Origin of the sequence: Leclercia sp. TB492 (genome assembly GCF_049974505.2) — a bacterium.
GTDB lineage: Bacteria > Pseudomonadota > Gammaproteobacteria > Enterobacterales > Enterobacteriaceae > Enterobacter > Enterobacter adecarboxylatus_C.
The window spans coordinates 4,592,249-4,610,727 of sequence record NZ_CM127572.1 but is presented as its reverse complement, the minus strand read 5'-3'; the positions used below and the strand labels follow the sequence as shown (position 1 = coordinate 4,610,727).

At 56.4% G+C, this 18,479-nt stretch carries 19 protein-coding genes; 11 read left to right on the top strand and 8 right to left on the bottom strand.

What is annotated here, in order from left to right; translation table 11 throughout:
* Positions 1-68 precede the first annotated feature (68 nt).
* A complete protein-coding gene (gene rhaS, locus ACP4QI_RS21910) occupies positions 69-905 on the top strand; it encodes an HTH-type transcriptional activator RhaS (protein WP_426495958.1) in 837 nt (278 codons plus the stop codon).
* A gap of 72 nt (positions 906-977) precedes the next feature.
* A complete protein-coding gene (gene rhaR / locus ACP4QI_RS21905; protein WP_426495959.1) occupies positions 978-1,826 on the top strand; it encodes an HTH-type transcriptional activator RhaR in 849 nt (282 codons plus the stop codon).
* On the opposite strand, the gene rhaT is transcribed toward rhaR, so the two are convergent.
* On the bottom strand, positions 1,827-2,861 hold the full coding sequence (gene rhaT, locus ACP4QI_RS21900; RefSeq protein ID WP_426495960.1) for an L-rhamnose/proton symporter RhaT: 1,035 nt from the start codon (positions 2,859-2,861) through the stop codon (positions 1,827-1,829).
* Positions 2,862-3,148: 287 nt separating this feature from the next.
* On the opposite strand from rhaT, the gene sodA reads away from it, so the two are divergent.
* Complete coding sequence (sodA, locus tag ACP4QI_RS21895; protein ID WP_032615319.1) at positions 3,149-3,769, top strand: superoxide dismutase [Mn]; 621 nt, start codon at positions 3,149-3,151, stop codon at positions 3,767-3,769.
* 76 nt (positions 3,770-3,845) lie between these two features.
* Entirely contained in the window at positions 3,846-4,520 is a 675-nt protein-coding gene (yiiM, locus tag ACP4QI_RS21890; protein WP_142487581.1) for a 6-hydroxyaminopurine reductase, read from the top strand.
* Between the two features lie 35 nt (positions 4,521-4,555).
* Here yiiM and cpxA read toward each other — a convergent pair whose 3' ends face one another.
* Together cpxA and cpxR are read right to left on the bottom strand one after the other, a co-directional pair.
* Complete coding sequence (cpxA, locus tag ACP4QI_RS21885) at positions 4,556-5,929, bottom strand: envelope stress sensor histidine kinase CpxA (protein WP_142487580.1); 1,374 nt, start codon at positions 5,927-5,929, stop codon at positions 4,556-4,558.
* Positions 5,926-6,624 carry an envelope stress response regulator transcription factor CpxR gene (gene cpxR, locus ACP4QI_RS21880; RefSeq protein ID WP_106995771.1) on the bottom strand — a complete coding sequence of 233 codons (699 nt, stop codon included), beginning with the start codon at positions 6,622-6,624 and terminating at the stop codon, positions 5,926-5,928. Before cpxR ends, cpxA begins: the two co-directional genes overlap by 4 nt.
* A gap of 150 nt (positions 6,625-6,774) precedes the next feature.
* Between cpxR and cpxP the strand changes: the two genes are divergently transcribed.
* The 6 genes from cpxP to ACP4QI_RS21850 all read left to right on the top strand — a co-directional run bounded on the left by cpxP (position 6,775) and on the right by ACP4QI_RS21850 (position 12,903).
* The gene (gene cpxP / locus ACP4QI_RS21875; protein WP_142487579.1) at positions 6,775-7,275 is read left to right on the top strand and encodes a cell-envelope stress modulator CpxP; all 501 of its coding nucleotides are present in this window, start codon (positions 6,775-6,777) and stop codon (positions 7,273-7,275) included.
* A gap of 153 nt (positions 7,276-7,428) precedes the next feature.
* The gene (gene fieF / locus ACP4QI_RS21870; protein WP_142487578.1) at positions 7,429-8,334 is read left to right on the top strand and encodes a CDF family cation-efflux transporter FieF; all 906 of its coding nucleotides are present in this window, start codon (positions 7,429-7,431) and stop codon (positions 8,332-8,334) included.
* A 174-nt stretch (positions 8,335-8,508) separates the two neighbouring features.
* Positions 8,509-9,471, top strand: coding sequence for a 6-phosphofructokinase (gene pfkA, locus ACP4QI_RS21865; protein ID WP_142487577.1), 963 nt, complete (start codon positions 8,509-8,511; stop codon positions 9,469-9,471).
* A gap of 214 nt (positions 9,472-9,685) precedes the next feature.
* A complete protein-coding gene (locus ACP4QI_RS21860; RefSeq protein WP_142487576.1) occupies positions 9,686-10,675 on the top strand; it encodes a sulfate ABC transporter substrate-binding protein in 990 nt (329 codons plus the stop codon).
* Positions 10,676-10,781: 106 nt separating this feature from the next.
* Complete coding sequence (locus ACP4QI_RS21855) at positions 10,782-11,525, top strand: CDP-diacylglycerol diphosphatase (RefSeq protein WP_285129247.1); 744 nt, start codon at positions 10,782-10,784, stop codon at positions 11,523-11,525.
* A gap of 73 nt (positions 11,526-11,598) precedes the next feature.
* Positions 11,599-12,903: an SLC13 family permease gene (locus tag ACP4QI_RS21850; protein ID WP_426495961.1), complete on the top strand. Its 1,305-nt coding sequence runs from the start codon at positions 11,599-11,601 to the stop codon at positions 12,901-12,903.
* Between the two features lie 82 nt (positions 12,904-12,985).
* Here ACP4QI_RS21850 and tpiA read toward each other — a convergent pair whose 3' ends face one another.
* Entirely contained in the window at positions 12,986-13,753 is a 768-nt protein-coding gene (tpiA, locus tag ACP4QI_RS21845) for a triose-phosphate isomerase (protein ID WP_106995778.1), read from the bottom strand.
* 110 nt (positions 13,754-13,863) lie between these two features.
* A complete protein-coding gene (locus tag ACP4QI_RS21840; RefSeq protein ID WP_426495962.1) occupies positions 13,864-14,460 on the bottom strand; it encodes a DUF1454 family protein in 597 nt (198 codons plus the stop codon).
* 112 nt (positions 14,461-14,572) lie between these two features.
* Between ACP4QI_RS21840 and ACP4QI_RS21835 the strand changes: the two genes are divergently transcribed.
* The gene (locus ACP4QI_RS21835) at positions 14,573-14,992 is read left to right on the top strand and encodes a DUF805 domain-containing protein (RefSeq protein WP_142487572.1); all 420 of its coding nucleotides are present in this window, start codon (positions 14,573-14,575) and stop codon (positions 14,990-14,992) included.
* Here the strand turns inward: ACP4QI_RS21835 and fpr are convergent, their stop codons facing one another.
* From fpr to glpK, 3 genes are all read right to left on the bottom strand, one after another.
* Positions 14,993-15,739, bottom strand: a complete 747-nt coding sequence (fpr, locus tag ACP4QI_RS21830; protein WP_142487571.1) for a ferredoxin--NADP(+) reductase — start codon at positions 15,737-15,739, stop codon at positions 14,993-14,995.
* Positions 15,740-15,835: 96 nt separating this feature from the next.
* Positions 15,836-16,846 (bottom strand): class II fructose-bisphosphatase, encoded by a 1,011-nt coding sequence (glpX, locus tag ACP4QI_RS21825; RefSeq protein WP_142487570.1) that lies wholly within the window; start codon positions 16,844-16,846, stop codon positions 15,836-15,838.
* A 106-nt stretch (positions 16,847-16,952) separates the two neighbouring features.
* Positions 16,953-18,464 carry a glycerol kinase GlpK gene (glpK, locus tag ACP4QI_RS21820; protein ID WP_142487569.1) on the bottom strand — a complete coding sequence of 504 codons (1,512 nt, stop codon included), beginning with the start codon at positions 18,462-18,464 and terminating at the stop codon, positions 16,953-16,955.
* Between the last annotated feature and the right edge of the window lie 15 nt (positions 18,465-18,479).

Below are 18,479 nucleotides of genomic sequence, written 5' to 3'. Positions count from 1 at the left end.
AAATTTAAGGTGAGTCCGGAGAGCCTTAATTACTATTTTGAGAACATTTCTCATTGGTGGGGGCCGTTATGACCGTACTACACAGCGTGGATTTTTTTCCTGCGGGAGGTTCGCCTGTCGCGATTGAGCCACGGCTCCCTCAGGCAGCGTTTCCAGAACATCATCATGATTTTCATGAGATTGTTATCGTTGAGCACGGTACGGGCATTCACGTATTTAACGGCCAGCCGTACACCATCAGCGGCGGCACGGTGTGCTTTGTGCGCGACCATGACAGGCACCTGTATGAACATACCGACAACCTGTGCCTGACCAATGTGCTCTACCGCTCCCCGGACGCGTTCCAGTTTCTCTCCGGGCTGAACCAGCTGCTGCCGCAGGAAAAGGACGGGCACTATCCGTCACACTGGCGGGTGAATCAATCCACGCTCCAGCAGGTGCGTCAGCTGGTAAGCCAGATGGAGAAGAGCGAAGACGGTCAGGAAACGCACGCCATTGCCACCCGCGAGCTGTTGTTTATGCAGCTACTGGTGCTGCTGCGCCGCAGTAGCCTGGTGGAAGGGCTGGACAATAACGACGCGCGGTTAAACCAGCTGATGGCCTGGCTGGAAGATCACTTTGCTGAGGATGTCTGCTGGGAAACGCTGGCGGATGATTTTTCCCTGTCGCTGCGCACCCTGCATCGCCAGCTTAAGCAGCACACCGGCCTGACGCCCCAGCGCTATCTCAACCGGCTGCGTTTAATCAAAGCCCGTCACCTGCTGCGCCATACCGACGAAAGCGTGACGGATATCGCCTATCGCTGCGGTTTCGGCGACAGTAACCACTTTTCGACGCTTTTTCGTCGCGAGTTTAACTGGTCGCCGCGAGACATACGCCACGGCAAGGACGCCTCACTTCAGTAACGCGAAGGCAGTCACCGTTTTTCACCGCAAAAAGGCTAATAATGTCAGGTTATTGGCCGTTGAGGTGATGGTGTGGTTGCTCAGTTAATTCTCCGTAAAGATGATTTTTTTACCTCCGCAGGCCAGGCCGTCGCGGTGGCGGATCGCTATCCGCAAAACGTCTTTGCTGAGCACACCCATGAGTTCTGTGAACTGGTGCTGGTCTGGCGCGGCAACGGCTTGCACGTTCTCAACGATCGGCCCTACCGCATTACCCGCGGGGATCTGTTCTACATCCGCGCCGAAGATAAACACTCCTACGCCTCAGTGAACGACCTGGTATTGCAGAACGTCATTTACTGCCCGGAAAGGCTGAAACTCAACGTCGACTGGGCCGCCAATATCCCCCGTTTTAATGAAGCAAAGAGCACGCCGCACTGGCGCTTAAGCAGCAACGGCATGACTCAGGTGCGTCAGGTGATCTCCCAGCTGGAGCAGGAGAGCCAGAAAAGCGATCCTGTTGCTAACCAGATGGCGGAGCTGCTCTTCGCCCAACTGGTAATGACCCTTAATCGCCATCGTTACGCCACCGATAACCCCTTAGCCACTGCCCAGGAAGCCCTGCTCGATAAGCTGATCACCACCCTGGCGGGCAGCCTGAACAAAAGCTTCGTGCTGGAGAAATTTTGTGAGCAGGAGCAGTGCAGCGAGCGAGCCCTGCGCCAGCAGTTCCGCTCCCAGACCGGGATGACGGTAAACCACTATTTGCGCCAGCTGCGCATCTGCCACGCCCAGTATCTGCTGCAACACACGGAGCTGATGGTCAGCGAAGTGGCGATGCGCTGTGGCTTTGAGGACAGTAATTACTTTTCGGTGGTGTTTAACCGGGAGGTAGCGATGACGCCGGTACAGTGGCGTCATCGCAGTCGAAAGGCCGCGTAATCAGTTCGCCATGCCGAGGCCGACAATGTTGGCCGCGATAATAATCACCACGCAGCCCAGGCTCAGCACGCCCACCGGACGACGCCCGGCGTTGTTCCACTCCTTCAGGATCAAGCCCACCAGCCCGCCGCAGAGCACGTAGAAGCTCATGTGCAGCATCCAGCTCATGTAGTCATACTGCGCCGGAATACTGGCGTGGCCCCAGGCGTAGAAGAAAAACTGTAGATACCACATCAGGCCGCCGAGCGCCGAGAGCAGCACGTTGGTGACGAGCAGCGATTTTGCCAGCGAGAAATCCGCTTTTACTGACAGATCCTTCACTTTTGCCAGACGAATAAAGCAGACGCCGAGGTTAACCAGCGCGCCGCCGCCCATGATCACCACGTAGCTTGGCAGAGCGACGTACAGCGGATCGACCCCCAGCGCGGCTGCGGCTTCATGCATCGGTTTGGCGGCGTTCATCGCAAACGACATCCCCGCTGAGAAGATGCCGCACATGACCGCCAGCACCAGGCCTTTCTTCAGGTTGAAGTCCTCTGCCTTGATGCCCATTTTGCGCTCTTTCAACTGACCTGCGCGGGTGACAATACCCACGCCGATCACCGCCACCAGCACCCCCAACAGCGTCATACGGCCGCCTTCGGTGTTGATCAGCACGTCGAAGTTGCCGTTGAGGATCGGCGTCATCAGGGTGCCGACAATCAGCGTAATGCCGATCGCGATGCCGATACCCATCGACATGCCAAGGTAGCGCATGGTCAGGCCGTAGTTGATGTTGCCGATGCCCCACATGGCACCAAACAGAAACACCGGCAGCAGGGTGGAGGCGCTGAAGGAAGAGAAGTAACCCCAGAAATCCGGAAGCAGCATGGCGCTAATGGTCCAGGGTAAAATCAGCCATGACACGGTACCGCCAACGGACCACATGGTTTCCCATGACCAGCCTTTAACCTTTTTAAACGGGGCATAGAAACAGGCTGCACTGGCCGCGCCTATCAAATGCCAGAAAATACCCATCGTAATCACATGATTCATTTTTACATCCTCATCGTTTTTATAGTCAGTAGCTTCCCGCCGACTTGATGAGTGTAAAAATTAGGCGGTTTGGGTACCTTCGGTAGGTTGCCGCACCTTCGTTTTGAATGGCAATCAACGCGTTAACCGCGTGAGCAGACTCACAAATTCGTTATTTATCAAAACTGAATAACCTTATTAAAACTACGGCATTGATAAACATTTTCAATATCATTTAATTAACTATAATGAACCAACTGCTTACGCGGCATTAACACGTTTGCCGCCCGACTATAATGGAGATGATTATGAGCTATACCCTGCCATCCCTGCCGTACGCTTACGACGCCCTTGAGCCGCATTTCGACAAGCAGACGATGGAGATCCATCACACCAAACACCACCAGACTTACGTTAACAACGCCAACGCGGCGCTGGAAAGCCTGCCAGAGTTCGCCAGCCTGCCTGCTGAAGAGCTGATCACCAAACTGGATCAACTGCCAGCTGACAAGAAAACCGTACTGCGTAACAACGCTGGCGGCCACGCTAACCACAGCTTCTTCTGGAAAGGCCTGAAAACCGGCACCACCCTGCAGGGTGACCTGAAAGCCGCTATCGAGCGCGACTTCGGCTCCGTTGATAACTTCAAAGCTGAGTTTGAAAAAGCCGCTGCGACCCGTTTCGGCTCTGGCTGGGCGTGGCTGGTACTGAAAGGCGACAAACTGGCTGTGGTTTCTACCGCGAACCAGGATTCCCCGCTGATGGGCGAAGCAATTTCTGGCGCGTCTGGCTTCCCAATCGTGGGCCTGGACGTGTGGGAACACGCTTACTACCTGAAATTCCAGAACCGTCGCCCGGACTACATCAAAGCCTTCTGGGACGTGGTGAACTGGGACGAAGCAGCAGCACGTTTCGCCGCTAAAAAATAAGGTTGCAAAGCCGCCTGTGAGAAGCGAGTCTGATGACTCGCTTTTTTTATACCCACAATCTGCACAAGGAGCCGCGATGAACTATCCCGTTAATGTATTCACCGGAAAAATAAGGGACTATGACGGTAGCCGCCCGAGCGCGATTGCCAAACTGCAGGTTGACGGAGAACTGACGTTAACCGAACTGGGTCTGACGGGAGATGAGCAAGCGGAGAAGAAAATCCACGGCGGGCCGGATCGGGCGCTGTGCCACTATCCACGCGAGCATTATCAGCACTGGGCGAGCGAATATCCTGCCCAGGCCGGGCTTTTTGTCGCGCCGGCGTTCGGCGAAAACCTCTCCACTGAGGGGCTGACGGAGAAGAACGTCTTTATCGGGGATATCTTTCGCTGGGGCGACGCCCTGATCCAGGTGACCCAGCCGCGCTCCCCGTGCTTCAAACTCAACTTCCATTTCGGCATTAACGACATGGCCACGCAGTTACAGAACGCAGCGAAAACCGGCTGGCTCTATCGCGTGGTACTGGCAGGGCAGGTTTCGGCTGATGCGCCGCTGACGTTGGTCTCCCGCCTGAGCGATGTGTCGGTGCATGACGCCTGCGCCATCGCCTGGCACATGCCCTTTGACGATGACCAGTACCGCCGCCTGCTGTCGGCGGCGGGGCTATCGACCAGCTGGACAAGAACCATGCAGAAGCGGCGAATTAGCAACAAGATCGAGGATAATTCCCGGAGATTATGGGGAAGGTAGGCCGGGTAAGGCGAAGCCGCCACCCGGCACAATAGCTACGATCGTTTGTACAACGGCAACCAGAGCGTTAACCGTAATCCGCCCAGCGGGCTGTCGTCGGCTTTCACCCAGCCGCGGTGCTGCTGAATGGCGGTTTCGACAATCGCCAGGCCCAGCCCGGTACCGCCAGATTCCCTGTCGCGTGCCTCATCGGTACGATAGAACGGACGGAAAATCTGCTCGCGATCTTCCGGGCTCACGCCAGGACCATCGTCATCGACGTTGATGGTGATACCGTCTTTATCCACCGAGAACGCCACCTCGATTTTGGTATGCGAGTAGCGCAGGGCGTTACGTACAATATTTTCCAGCGCGCTTTCCAGCGTATTGGGGTTACCGTACAGCGGCCATGGCCCCGGTGGGAAGTTAACCGTGAAGGATTTCCCCATCTGCTCGGCTTCGAATGCCGCGTTATCCAGCACCTCATGCCACAGGTGGTTAGCTTTCACCGTTTCGCTCACCAGCGCGTTTTTCTGCTGATTGCGAGACATCACCAGCAGGTCATTGATCATGCTGTCCAGACGATGCGCTTCCGTTTCGATACGCTCCAGCTCTTTGCTCTCTCCGCCGCGGCGGCGCAGCAGGGCGGTGCCCAGTTGCAGACGCGTCAGCGGAGTGCGCAGTTCGTGGGAGATATCAGAGAGCAGACGCTGCTGTGTGGTCATCATCCGCTCCAGCGCCGTCACCATCTGGTTGAAGCTGGCACCCGCCGCCAGGAACTCCTGCGGCCCGGCTTCCAGTTCCGGGTGCTGCCGCAGGTTACCCTGCGCCACTTCATCCGCGGCGTTTTTCAACTTACGCGCCGGTTTCGCCAGGCTCCACGCCAGCCACAGCAGCAGCGGTGAACTCACCAGCATAGTGACGATTAAGAGCAGCAGCGGGCGGTCAAACAGCAGGTTGATAAAGTCGGACTGGGAGTTGCTCGCCGGACGAATCAGATAGAGCTGGTAGTTATCTTCCCCGTCATTGACGGAGAACGGCCCCACCATCTCTACCCGACCATATTTTTTCTTTTGCGGATGATCGGCGTTATCCGCCTGGCCAATGAAGTTGCGGATGATCTGCATTTCATTGCGATCGGCACCGATTACGCGGCCTTCGCTGGTGACCAGCAGCAGGCGTTGCCCCGGCGGCGCCCATTTTTCGATAGCGCGAAACAGCCTGCGCCACCACATCAAATCATTGGGCGGATCGATGGCCAGCTCTGCTTCTACGTGCTGCTCGATCATCACACCCTGACGTTGCTCGCTGTCGAGGAGCTCCGTCATCTGGCGTGAGTCGAGTTTGGGTAACATCAAAACCAGCATTAACACCAGTGCCAGCGTCAGCCAGAAGATGGCGAAGATGCGGGCGGTTAAGCTGCCTATCATGAAGCGGACACCATCAGATAGCCGCGTCCGCGCAGGGTTTTAAACCACGGGTGACCATCCTTGCGCTCCGGTAATTTGCGGCGCAGGTTGGAGATGTGCATATCAATGGCACGGTCGAACGGGGTCAGGCGCTTACCCAGCACTTCCTGGCTCAGATGTTCACGCGATACCACCTGGCCCAGATGCTGCGCCAGCAGATAAAGCAGGGTGAATTCGGTGCCGGTCAGCTCCAGCGCCTGGCCGTCGAAACTGGCCTCCTGGCGGCCCGGGTTGAGGCTCAGGGAGTCCACTTCAAGGGTTGGCGAACCGTTGTCGGTGTTCTGCTGCTGCTCGCTCCAGTGGGAACGACGCAGGATCGCCCGAATACGTGCCACCAGCTCCCGGTCGTTAAACGGCTTAGGCAGATAGTCATCGGCACCCAGCTCAAGGCCCAGCACGCGATCGAGTTCGCTGCCGCGCGCGGTCAGCATAATTACAGGGGTCTGGTGAGTCTGGCGCAGCTCTTTAAGGGTGTCGATACCGTTCTTCTTCGGCATCATGACGTCGAGCAAAAGCAAGTCGATGCTATCGTCGAGTTGACTCAGCGCCTGCTCCCCGTCATGGGCCACCGACACGTCAAAGCCTTCCATGTCGAGCAACTCCTTTAAAAGGGATGTCAGCTCTCGGTCATCATCAACTAACAGGATTTTATTCATTGTTTAAATACCTCCGAGGCAGAAATTACGTCATCAAGGCTCTCTAATCCATGACTTTACGTTGTTTTACACCCCCTGACGCATGTTTGCAGCCTGAATCGTAGACTGGTTCTCGTTGAATCGCGACACGAAAGATTTTGGGAGTAAGTGATGCGCAAAGTTACCGCTGCCGTCATGGCCTCAACGCTGGCGTTTAGTGCATTTAGCCAGGCTGCTGGAGTCATCACCGGCGATAACCGTCCTTCAGCAGAGGGCATCGCGCAGCAGAGTGGCCAGGGCCATATGTTCGACGGCATAAGTTTAACCGAACATCAGCGTCAACAGATGCGAGATCTGATGCAGCGGGCTCGACATGACCAGCCCCCTGTTAATGTTAGCGAAATGGAGACAATGCATCGCCTTGTCACCGCAGAAAATTTTGACGAAAACGCTGTGCGCGCTCAGGCAGACAAAATGGCGCAGGAGCAGGTTGCCCGACAGGTCGAAATGGCTAAAGTCCGCAACCAGATGTTCCACCTGCTAACGCCCGAGCAGCAAGCGGTTTTGAACCAGAAACACCAGCAACGTATGGATCAGTTGCGTGAGGTTGCACGGATGCAAAAGAACGCTGAATCGACGCTTTTTAGTAGCAATACCCGTAGTAACCAGTAGACCCTGTTTTCCTTGCCATAGACACCATCCCTGTCTTCCCCCTCATGATGAGGGGGTTTTTTTTGCCCGTCATTCAAACGTAGTAACCGTTTATTCATCTTAATGACTCCTCTGCATCCGTTATACTAGCGGCATAGCATGACAGGAGTGTTTATGAATCAATCCTATGGGCGGCTGGTAAGCCGGGCCGCATTGGCTGCGACGATCATGGCGTCGTGCCTGTTAGTGATTAAAATTTTTGCGTGGTGGTATACCGGTTCAGTCAGTATTCTGGCGGCGCTGGTCGATTCGCTGGTGGATATTGCCGCTTCGCTCACTAACCTGTGGGTGGTGCGTTACTCGCTGCAGCCGGCGGATGAAGAGCATACCTTTGGTCACGGCAAAGCCGAGTCGCTGGCGGCGCTGGCACAAAGCATGTTTATTTCCGGTTCGGCGCTGTTCCTCTTTTTGACCGGTATTCAGCATCTGTATACCCCGTCACCGATGAAAGATCCGGGCGTGGGCGTTGTCGTCACGGTTATTGCACTTATTAGCACATTGATTCTGGTAACGTTCCAACGCTGGGTTGTGCGCAAAACGCAAAGTCAGGCGGTACGGGCCGATATGCTTCATTATCAGTCTGATGTTATGATGAACGGCGCGATCCTGATTGCGCTCGGTCTGGCCTGGTATGGCTGGCATCGGGCCGATGCGCTATTTGCGTTAGGGATTGGCTTTTATATTTTATACAGTGCGTTGCGCATGGGGTACGATGCGGTGCAATCGCTTCTCGATCGCGCCTTGCCAGACGCAGAACGGCATGAAATCTTCGAAATTGTGACCTCCTGGCCCGGCGTCAGCGGCGCTCACGATCTTCGCACGCGGCAGTCAGGGCCGACCCGCTTTATTCAGATTCATTTAGAAATGGAAGATAACCTGCCGCTGGTTCAGGCACATCTGGTGGCTGAGCAGGTTGAGCAGGCGATTTTGCAGCGTTTCCCGGGGTCAGACGTCATTATTCACCAGGATCCCTGTTCAGTCGTACCTAAGCCAGGCAATGGACATTTTGAGCTTTCGTAATTCGTTGTAAAAAAGTGAACCGGGCCAGCATTTTGTGGAAAAATAACCGCCATATGGCCTGACCTGAATCAATTCAGCTGGAAGTGATTGATATACTATTTGCAGTATTCGTTGGTCGTCAGAAGTCTTCCGGCAACAGATTTCATTTTTGCATTCCTAAGTTCAGAGGTAGTCATGATTAAGAAAATCGGTGTGTTGACAAGCGGCGGTGATGCGCCCGGCATGAACGCAGCAATTCGTGGTGTAGTTCGTGCTGCGTTGACGGAAGGTCTGGAAGTTTTTGGTATCTATGACGGTTATCTGGGCCTGTATGAAGATCGCATGGTGCAGCTCGACCGCTACAGCGTGTCCGACATGATTAACCGCGGCGGTACCTTCCTGGGTTCCGCTCGTTTCCCGGAATTCCGCGATGACCGCATCCGTGAAGTGGCTATCGAAAACATGAAAAAACGCGGCCTCGACGCGCTGGTCGTTATCGGTGGTGACGGTTCCTATATGGGCGCCAAACGTTTGACCGAAATGGGCTTCCCGTGCATCGGTCTGCCTGGCACCATCGACAATGACATCAAAGGTACCGACTACACCATCGGCTACTTCACTGCCCTGGGCACCGTGGTTGAAGCGATTGACCGCCTGCGCGACACCTCTTCTTCTCACCAGCGTATCTCTATCGTTGAAGTAATGGGCCGCTACTGTGGCGACCTGACTCTGGCCGCGGCGATTGCCGGTGGCTGTGAGTTTGTCGTGGTTCCGGAAGTGGAATTCAGCCGTGAAGACCTGGTTGCGGAAATCAAAGCCGGTATCGCGAAAGGTAAGAAACACGCCATCGTAGCCATCACCGAGCACATCTGCGACGTTGACGAGCTGGCGAAGTACATCGAAACCGAAACCAAACGCGAAACCCGCGCCACCGTTCTCGGCCACATCCAGCGCGGCGGCTCCCCGGGTCCTTACGACCGTATCCTGGCCTCCCGTATGGGTGCGTACGCGATTGAACTGCTGCAGCAGGGCTTCGGCGGTCGTTGCGTCGGCATTCAGAACGAAAAACTGGTTCACCATGACATCATCGACGCTATCGAAAACATGAAGCGTCCGTTCAAAGGTGACTGGCTGGACTGCGCGAAAAAACTGTACTAATCAGCAGATTGTTGCCGGGTGGCGGCTACGCCTTACCCGGTCTACAAAAGCAGGGTGCGTAGGCCCGGTAAGCGAAGCGCCACCGGGCTTTTTTGTGTGCACAATACCGCTTTTTATTCCCTGAAGTTATAGCCAATCTTTTTTTATTCTTTAATCATTGGTTTCCTTTCTGGCACGCTGCATTCATCAAACACAACATTAAGAGAGTGGGACGATGAACAAGTGGGGCGTGGGGTTAACTTTATTGCTGGCATCGACCAGCGTTCTGGCAAAGGATATCCAGTTACTGAACGTGTCTTACGATCCGACACGTGAACTGTACGAACAGTACAACAAAGCGTTTGCCGCACACTGGAAACAGGAAACCGGCGATAACGTGGTGATCCGTCAGTCGCACGGCGGCTCCGGCAAGCAGGCGACCTCGGTGATTAACGGTATTGAAGCCGATGTCGTGACTCTGGCGCTGGCGTACGACGTGGACGCCATTGCGGAACGCGGTCGTATCGATAAAAACTGGATCAAACGTCTGCCAGACAACTCTGCGCCATACACCTCCACCATCGTTTTCCTGGTGCGTAAAGGCAACCCGAAACAGATCCACGACTGGAACGACCTGATTAAGCCGGGCGTTTCCGTGATTACCCCGAACCCGAAAAGCTCCGGCGGCGCGCGCTGGAACTATCTTGCAGCCTGGGGCTACGCCCTGCACCACAACAATGGCGATCAGGCCAAAGCCCAGGACTTCGTGAAATCGCTGTTTAAAAACGTTGAAGTGCTGGACTCCGGCGCGCGTGGCGCAACCAACACCTTTGTTGAACGCGGCATTGGCGATGTGCTGATTGCATGGGAAAACGAAGCGCTGCTGGCGACCAACGAGCTGGGTAAAGACAAGTTTGAAATCGTGACCCCAAGCGAATCGATTCTGGCTGAGCCGACCGTCTCTGTGGTCGACAAAGTGGCGGATAAGAAAGGCACCCAGGCCGTGGCGGAAGCCTACCTGAAGTACCTTTACACCCCGGAAGGTCAGGAGATCGCCGCGAAGAATTTCTATCGTCCACGTGATGAAGCGGTGGCGAAGAAGTATGAGAACGAATTCCCGAAACTGAAGCTGTTCACTATCGATGAAGAGTTTGGCGGCTGGACCAAAGCGCAGAAAGATCACTTCTCGAATGGCGGCACCTTCGATCAGATCAGCAAACGTTAATCACCCATAGCGTTTAAAAAGCCCGGCAGAATCATACTGCCGGGCTTTTTTGTTTGTCATCAAAGTGCGTTACTCTTTTGGTTCAACCGGATACAGGGAACGCGTTGTGAAAAAAATAATTGTGCTGGTACTGATCCTCATCGCGCTTGCTACGGGGGGCTGGTTCTGGATGAAGTCGGGTAACCCAAACGCATTACGGCATATCGTTCTCGACCAGTGTGTACCCAGTCAGATGCAAAACCGTAACCCGGCGCCCTGTGTCCTGGTGAAGAGGGATGCGGGATATGTGGTATTCAAAGACCGCAACGGCCCCCTGCAATATCTTCTGATGCCAACGTACCGCATCAACGGCACCGAAAGCCCGCTTCTGACTGAGGCCTATACGCCGAACTTCTTCTGGCTGGCGTGGCAGTCGCGCAACTTTATGAGCATGAAGCGGGGTACCAAAGTGCCTGACAGCGCCATTTCCCTGACCATTAACTCCCCAACGGGCCGTACGCAAAATCATTTTCATATCCATATCTCGTGCCTGCGGCCGGACGTGCGCGAGAAGCTCAATACTCATCAGGGGCAAATCAGCACCCAATGGCTGCCGTTTCCCGGTGGGCTGGAAGGGCACGAATATCTGGCGCGTCGGGTAACGGAAGCGGAGCTGGTGAAACGCAGCCCGTTTATGATGCTGGCAGAAGAGCTGCCGGAAGCGCGCGACCATATGGGACGCTTTGCGCTGGCGATGGCGCAGCAGGCGGACGGCTCTTTTGTCCTGCTGGCGACCGAGCGCAATCTGCTGACGTTCAACCTGGCCTCCGCTGAGGAATTACAGGATCATCAATGTCATATCCTGAATTGACCCCACCATAAATAGCGTTTACTCCCGCTGCCTGCCGCCGTAGACTTGCTGAAAAATTCTACAGGAGACAGGCATGTCGCTTTGGATCACTCACCCGCTGTTTCTGCCCTCGCTGATTATCGTCGTCACCATCATCCTGTGGGCGACCTCGCTGCTGCCGGAATTCCTCACCGCGCTGCTGTTCTTTACCGCAGCGATGATCGCCAAAATTGCGCCGCCGGAGGTAATATTCGGCGGGTTTGCCTCGTCGGCATTCTGGCTGGTGTTCAGCGGGTTTGTGCTGGGCGTGGCGATCCGTAAAACCGGGCTGGCGGACAGAGCCGCGCGGGCGTTGTCGTCCAGGCTGACCGACTCCTGGCCGCTGATGGTGGCCAGCGTCGTGCTGCTTACCTATGCGCTGGCGTTTGTGATGCCCTCCAACATGGGGCGCATCGCGCTGCTGATGCCGATTGTGGCGGCGATGGCGAAGCGGGCGGGCATTGCCGATGGCTCCCGGGCGTGGTTTGGCCTGGCGCTGGCGGTGGGGTTTGGCACCTTCCAGCTATCGGCCACTATCCTCCCGGCTAACGTACCTAATCTGGTAATGAGCGGGGCGGCGGAAGGATCGTACGGTATTCATCTCAACTATGTTCCGTACCTGCTGCTGCACACTCCGGTGCTGGGCATTCTCAAGGGCCTGATTCTGATCGGCCTGATCTGCTGGCTGTTTCCCGGCGTCCCCAAACCGGCGAAAGATCTGTCTCCGCCGGAGCCCATGGGCCGTGATGAAAAGCGCCTCGCCTGGCTGCTGGCGGTAGTGCTGGTGATGTGGGTGACGGAGAGCTGGCACGGTATCGGCCCGGCATGGACCGGGCTTGCGGCATCGCTGGTGGTGATGCTGCCGCGGATCGGTTTTATCACCGGGGAGGAGTTCTCGGCCGGGGTGAACATGCGCACCTGTATTTACGTGGCGGGCATTCTCGGGCTGGCGATCACCGTGACGCAGACCGGGATCGGCAGTGCCGTGGGCGAGGCGCTGATGCGGGTGATGCCGTTGGATGCCGACGCACCCTTCACCAGTTTCCTGGCGTTAACCGGCATCACTACCGCGCTGAATTTTATCATGACCGCCAACGGTGTTCCGGCGCTGTATACCACTCTGGCGCAAAGCTTCTCGGACGCCACCGGCTTCCCGTTATTGTCGGTGATTATGATTCAGGTGCTGGGATACTCCACGCCGCTGCTGCCGTATCAGGCGTCGCCGATAGTGGTGGCGATGGGGCTGGGAAGAGTGCCTGCGCGGGCGGGGATGCTGCTCTGCCTGGCGCTAGCGGTGGCAACCTATCTGGTGCTGCTGCCGCTGGATTATCTGTGGTTTAGTATCCTGGGACGGCTGTAAAAAAGCCCGGTGGCGCTGGCGCTTACCGGGCCTGGAGAACCGTAGGGCGGGTTAGCGAAGCGCCACCCGCCGCAAAGGTTTTTTACGCCTGTTTAGCCGCTTCTGCTGCTTTAACGATCACCGCGAAAGCGTCTGCTTTCAGGGATGCGCCGCCAACCAGCGCGCCGTCGATGTCCGGCTGGGTGAACAGCTCTGCTGCGTTCGCTGCGTTTACGGAACCGCCGTACTGGATGATTACTTGCTCAGCCACTTTCGCGTCTGCTTTAGCAATATGGTCACGGATGAATTTGTGAACCGCCTGAGCCTGAGCTGGGGTTGCAGATTTGCCGGTACCGATCGCCCATACTGGCTCGTAAGCAATGACCGCGCCTTCGAACGCGCTCGCGCCCTGAGTGGTCAACACTGCGTCGATCTGGCGTGCGCACACTTCTTCAGTTTTGCCCGCTTCGTTTTCAGCTTCGGTTTCACCGATGCACAGAACCGGGATCAGACCCTGCTCTTTCAGTACCGCGAATTTTTTAGCGATGAATTCGTCGGACTCTTTGTGGTAGGTACGACGCTCAGAGTGGCCGATGATGATGTATTTTGCGCCGATATCTTTCAGCATTTCAGCGGAGGTTTCACCGGTGAACGCGCCAGACAGGTTAACGTCAACGTTCTGCGCACCCAGAACGATGTGGCTGCCGTCAGCGGCGTGTTTAGCCATATCCAGGTACATGTCCGGCGGAGCGATCGCAACAGCACAGCCAGTCACGCCAGCCAGCTCTTTACGCAGGTTAGCTACCAGCTCGTTTACCATGTGGCGGCTGCCGTTCAGTTTCCAGTTACCCATCACTAAAGGATGTCGCATTTCAATTCTCCACGCTCAAGAGCGAATTAAGGAATATGGCCACCCGGCTGGGCAGCATGGTCTGTGAATCAGTATAGAGATTTTCCCTCGAAAGGCTTTGCTTTTTGTCATTAATTCGCCCCGCCGAGGGTCTCAGATAACGCCAGCTTAATCGGTTCAACAGCGAAGGTCAGCCCCTTTTCGCCGTTATCTGCCACCACATAGCGAACCGCGCCTTCCGTTTCGGCGTAATAACGTTTGTTTTTACCGGCAGCCAGCAGCTTTTGCAGCCTTTGCTGGCTTTGTGATTTGGTTAACGCCGGGGTGAACGCCCGTAAAATGGCGCTCATATACTCCAGCGCTTTGGCTTTGGCGGCCTTTTGCTCCGGCCCCTGAATCGGCAACCAGGTAATCTGCATACTCTTAATTTTGAGCGTTCCACGCTCCAGCGCCGTTGAGGCGTACAGATTCTCGTTAATCTTGCTGGCGGCACGGGTCAGGTTGGGGGTATCGCGGGTGCCATCGATGGCGCGAAACTCATTCAGCGACAGGCCAGGGTTAGCGCTGTTGAAGGCCTCGCGGAACAGGCTAATGGATTGATCAAACGACGGCGCGCCCGGCATCACGTAGGGGGCAGTGGCAGGTGCGGAGGTCTCGGCAGCGCGCAGAGAAACGCTCGCGCACGACAGTGTTAAACCCAGCCAAATAAGGTGAAACCACATCTTCATCAATAAAGTCTCTGAATGTTACTGTCACGATTAAAACGATATCTGGCTGGCTTGTCAAAAGGATGCGACTCCAGGGTAAACTACGCTCCGCAATGATTTTAAGGAACCTGACATGACCATACAGCAGTGGTTGTTTTCATTCAAAGGGCGTATTGGACGCCGTGATTTCTGGATCTGGATTGGCGTATGGATTGTCGCCATGCTGGGTCTGTTTATTTTTGCGAATAACGCGTGGCTGAATACCCAGACGGCGGCATTCGCGCTGGTTTCGCTGCTGTGGCCGACCGCGGCGGTGTTAGTGAAACGTCTGCACGATCGTGGCCGCTCGGGGCTGTGGTCGCTGCTGGTGGTGCTGGCGTGGATGCTGTTGGCAGGCAACTGGTCGATGCTGCCCTCCATGCTGCCGTGGGCGGTTGGCAGGCTGATCCCTACCATTATTTTTGTGATGATTATTGTCGACCTGGGCGCGTTCGTGGGCACCCAGGGCGAGAATAAATACGGTAAAGATACGATCGACGTAAAGTACCGCTAATTACCAGTAGTGTTCTGCAGTCATATGGCCCGGACGGCGGCGTAAATGTTTGGTCATCTGCCGGGTCTCTTTCAGCAGCTGTTGGGTGTCGCGCACCATCTGCGGGTTGCCGCACAGCATGACATGGCTGCTTTCGGCCGTCATCGGCAGGCCAACCGCAGCTTCCAGTTCACCGCTTTCAATCAGGGCCGGCACGCGGCCGGTCAGTGAGCCCGCCACCGTTTCACGGCTCACCACCGTCTGAATTTTCACTTTCCCTTCATAGCGTTGCTGCAACTCCAGCATCTGCGGCAGGTAGCTCAGGTCTGCGGCATAGCGTGCGGCATGCACCAGCACGATATTTTTAAAACGCTCCAGGTCTTTCCCGTATTGCAGGATCGAAAGGTACGGGCCGATGGCGGTACCGGTCGCCAGCATCCACAGGGTGTCGCAGTCCGGCACTTCATCCAGCACGAAGAAGCCTGCGGCTTCGCTGACTATCTGGATCTCGTCACCGGGTTTGAGGGCCGCCAGGCGCGGGCTGAGTTTGCCATCGGGAACGGTGACAAGATAGAACTCGAGATCCGGGTTATCCGGCGGGTTGACATAGGAGTAGGCGCGCTGCACGCGTTCACCGTCGATTTCCAGCCCCAGCTTGGCGAATTGTCCGGCCGTGAAGGGATGGATGGGCGCATTGACGGTAAGACTAAATAGCGCATCGGTCCAGAACTCTACCTTTTTGACTTTACCTGTTACCCAGTCTGCCATGATGTTCTCCTGTACTGATCTCGGGTTCTATCTTCCTTACCTGAGGGAGAGATTTCCAGCCCGTGCAGGCCGGAAAGCTCAATTGATCAAACGGTTTTACAGAATGTGAGTCTGCACGTCGGGATCTTTGCGGTCGAGATAGTGAATCGACTGGATGCGGCGAATGGTGCGTGATTTACCGCGGATCAGCAGCGTTTCGGTGGTCGCCATATTGCCTTTGCGGGTGATGCCGTCCAGCAGATCGCCTTTGGTGATACCGGTGGCCGAGAAGACGACGTTATCGTTGCGCGCCATATCATCCAGACGCAGCACGGTATTGGCCTCGATGCCCATCGCGGCGCAGCGGGCTAGCTCCTGTTCACCGATACGGCGGTTCTCTTCGCTGTCGCCTTTCACTTCATGGCGGGCCAGCAGACGACCCTGCATGTCACCGTCGAGGGCGCGGATCACTGCGGCAGAAACCACCCCTTCCGGCGCGCCGCCGATGCCGTACAGCACGTCCACTTCGCTGTCCGGCATGCAGGTAAGGATGGAGGCTGCCACGTCGCCATCGGGAATAGCAAAGACGCGCACGCCCAGCTGCTGCATATGGGCGATGGTGACATCATGACGCGGTTTGGCCAGGATGGTGACCGTCAGTTCGCTCAGCGGTTTATTGAGCGCGGCGGCGATGTTACGCAGGTTGTCCGCCAGCGGCAGGTTGAGGTCGATAACCCCTTTGGCGCCCGGCCCGACAATCAGCTTCTCCATATACATATCAGGCGCGTTGAGGAAGGTGCCTTTGTCGCCCACGGCCAGTACGGCCAGGGCGTTAGCCTGACCCATGGCGGTCATGCGGGTGCCTTCAATCGGGTCGACGGCGATATCCACCGCGTCTCCCTTGCCGGTCCCGACTTTTTCACCGATAAACAGCATTGGCGCTTCGTCGATTTCGCCTTCACCAATCACGATGGTGCCGTCGATATTGACCTGGTTAAGCATAATGCGCATGGCATGGACGGCTGCACCGTCGGCGATATTTTTGTCGCCACGGCCAAGCCACTTGTAGCCCGCCAGAGCGGCGGCTTCGGTCACGCGGGAAAATTCGATAGCAAGTTCACGTTTCATTGGGTACTCGTGCGGTCAAAAGGAATTGCACGAAGTTTATCACAGAGTGGGGTGGGGTGCGGGCTGAGGACCCCTCTCCCCAAAGGGAGAGGGAATGTGAAGTGGATTACGACTCGTCGTGATCTTCCCACGCCAGCGCGCGTTTCACGGCTTTCTTCCAGCCGCTGTAGCGGAAGTTACGCTCGGTGGTTTCGATGCCCGGGCGGAATTCGCGTTCGATGACCGCTTTCTCCTGCAGCTCGTCCAGGTTCTGCCAGAAGCCGACCGCCAGACCGGCAAGGTAAGCCGCCCCCAGCGCCGTCACTTCACGCACTTCCGGACGCTCCACGCGGGTGCCCAGAATGTCGGACTGGAACTGCATCAGGAAATTGTTAGCCACCGCGCCGCCGTCCACGCGCAGGGCGTGGAGACGAATGCCGGAGTCGGCCTGCATCGCTTCCAGCACGTCGCGGGTCTGATAGGCAATTGACTCCAGCGTGGCGCGAATGATGTGGTTCGAGTTCACCCCACGCGTCAGGCCGAAAATCGCCCCGCGAGCATAGGGATCCCAGTACGGCGCGCCCAGCCCGGTAAAGGCCGGTACGACGTACACCCCGTTGGTGTCTTTCACTTTAGTAGCGAAATACTCCGAGTCGAAAGCGTCGCTGATAAGCTTCATCTCATCGCGCAGCCACTGGATAGAGGCTCCGGCCATAAACACCGCGCCTTCGAGGGCGTAGTTCACCTCTCCGCGAGGGCCGCAGGCGATAGTGGTCAGCAGGCCATGCTCTGATTTCACCGCTTTCTCGCCGGTGTTCATCAGCATAAAGCAGCCGGTGCCGTAGGTGTTTTTCGCCATCCCTTCTTTCACGCACAGCTGGCCAAACAGCGCCGCCTGCTGGTCCCCGGCGATCCCGGCAATCGGAATACGGGTGCCGCCTTTACCGCCGATGTTGGTCTGGCCGTACACTTCAGAGGACTTTCGCACCTGCGGCAGCATGGCACGCGGGATATCCAGCGCGTCCAGCATTTTGTCATCCCAGTCCAGATCGTGGATGTTGAACAGCATAGTGCGCGAGGCGTTGGTGTAGTCGGTAACGTGGACGCGTCCCTGAGTCATCTTCCAGATAAGCCAGGTATCCACCGTGCCGAACAGCAGTTCACCACGTTTGGCACGCTCGCGAGAGCCTTCCACATGGTCGAGGATCCACTTCACCTTGGTGCCGGAGAAATACGGGTCCACCACCAGGCCGGTGGCGCTGCGCACGTACTCTTCCATGCCGTCACGCTTGAGCTTCTCGCAGATATCCGCGGTACGGCGACACTGCCAGACGATGGCGTTATAAATCGGTTTACCGGTTTCGCGTTCCCAGACGATGGCCGTTTCACGCTGGTTGGTGATGCCAATGGCCGCAATCTCGTCGGAACTGATATCGGCTTTCGCCAGCACTTCAACCAGCGTCGAGCTTTGCGAGGCCCAGATTTCCATCGGGTCGTGTTCAACCCAGCCTGGCTTAGGATAGATTTGCTCGAATTCGCGCTGTGACACGCTGACAATGTTCGCGTCATGATCCATAACGACAGCGCGGGAGCTGGTCGTGCCCTGGTCGAGCGCAACGATATATTTTTTGTCGGTCATTTTATGAGTCCCGTA

Bases quoted from the DNA above. Each gene is read 5' to 3' on its own strand.
- sodA (WP_032615319.1), top strand. From the start codon at position 3,149: ATGAGCTATACCCTGCCATCCCTGCCGTACGCTTACGACGCCCTTGAG.
- glpK (WP_142487569.1), bottom strand. From the start codon at position 18,464: ATGACCGACAAAAAATATATCGTTGCGCTCGACCAGGGCACGACCAGC.
- ACP4QI_RS21850 (WP_426495961.1), top strand. From the start codon at position 11,599: ATGTCGCTTTGGATCACTCACCCGCTGTTTCTGCCCTCGCTGATTATC.
- cpxP (WP_142487579.1), top strand. From the start codon at position 6,775: ATGCGCAAAGTTACCGCTGCCGTCATGGCCTCAACGCTGGCGTTTAGT.
- cpxA (WP_142487580.1), bottom strand. From the start codon at position 5,929: ATGATAGGCAGCTTAACCGCCCGCATCTTCGCCATCTTCTGGCTGACG.
- fieF (WP_142487578.1), top strand. From the start codon at position 7,429: ATGAATCAATCCTATGGGCGGCTGGTAAGCCGGGCCGCATTGGCTGCG.
- cpxR (WP_106995771.1), bottom strand. From the start codon at position 6,624: ATGAATAAAATCCTGTTAGTTGATGATGACCGAGAGCTGACATCCCTT.
- pfkA (WP_142487577.1), top strand. From the start codon at position 8,509: ATGATTAAGAAAATCGGTGTGTTGACAAGCGGCGGTGATGCGCCCGGC.
- ACP4QI_RS21860 (WP_142487576.1), top strand. From the start codon at position 9,686: ATGAACAAGTGGGGCGTGGGGTTAACTTTATTGCTGGCATCGACCAGC.
- tpiA (WP_106995778.1), bottom strand. From the start codon at position 13,753: ATGCGACATCCTTTAGTGATGGGTAACTGGAAACTGAACGGCAGCCGC.
- glpX (WP_142487570.1), bottom strand. From the start codon at position 16,846: ATGAAACGTGAACTTGCTATCGAATTTTCCCGCGTGACCGAAGCCGCC.
- ACP4QI_RS21835 (WP_142487572.1), top strand. From the start codon at position 14,573: ATGACCATACAGCAGTGGTTGTTTTCATTCAAAGGGCGTATTGGACGC.
- yiiM (WP_142487581.1), top strand. From the start codon at position 3,846: ATGAACTATCCCGTTAATGTATTCACCGGAAAAATAAGGGACTATGAC.
- fpr (WP_142487571.1), bottom strand. From the start codon at position 15,739: ATGGCAGACTGGGTAACAGGTAAAGTCAAAAAGGTAGAGTTCTGGACC.
- ACP4QI_RS21840 (WP_426495962.1), bottom strand. From the start codon at position 14,460: ATGAAGATGTGGTTTCACCTTATTTGGCTGGGTTTAACACTGTCGTGC.
- rhaS (WP_426495958.1), top strand. From the start codon at position 69: ATGACCGTACTACACAGCGTGGATTTTTTTCCTGCGGGAGGTTCGCCT.
- rhaT (WP_426495960.1), bottom strand. From the start codon at position 2,861: ATGAATCATGTGATTACGATGGGTATTTTCTGGCATTTGATAGGCGCG.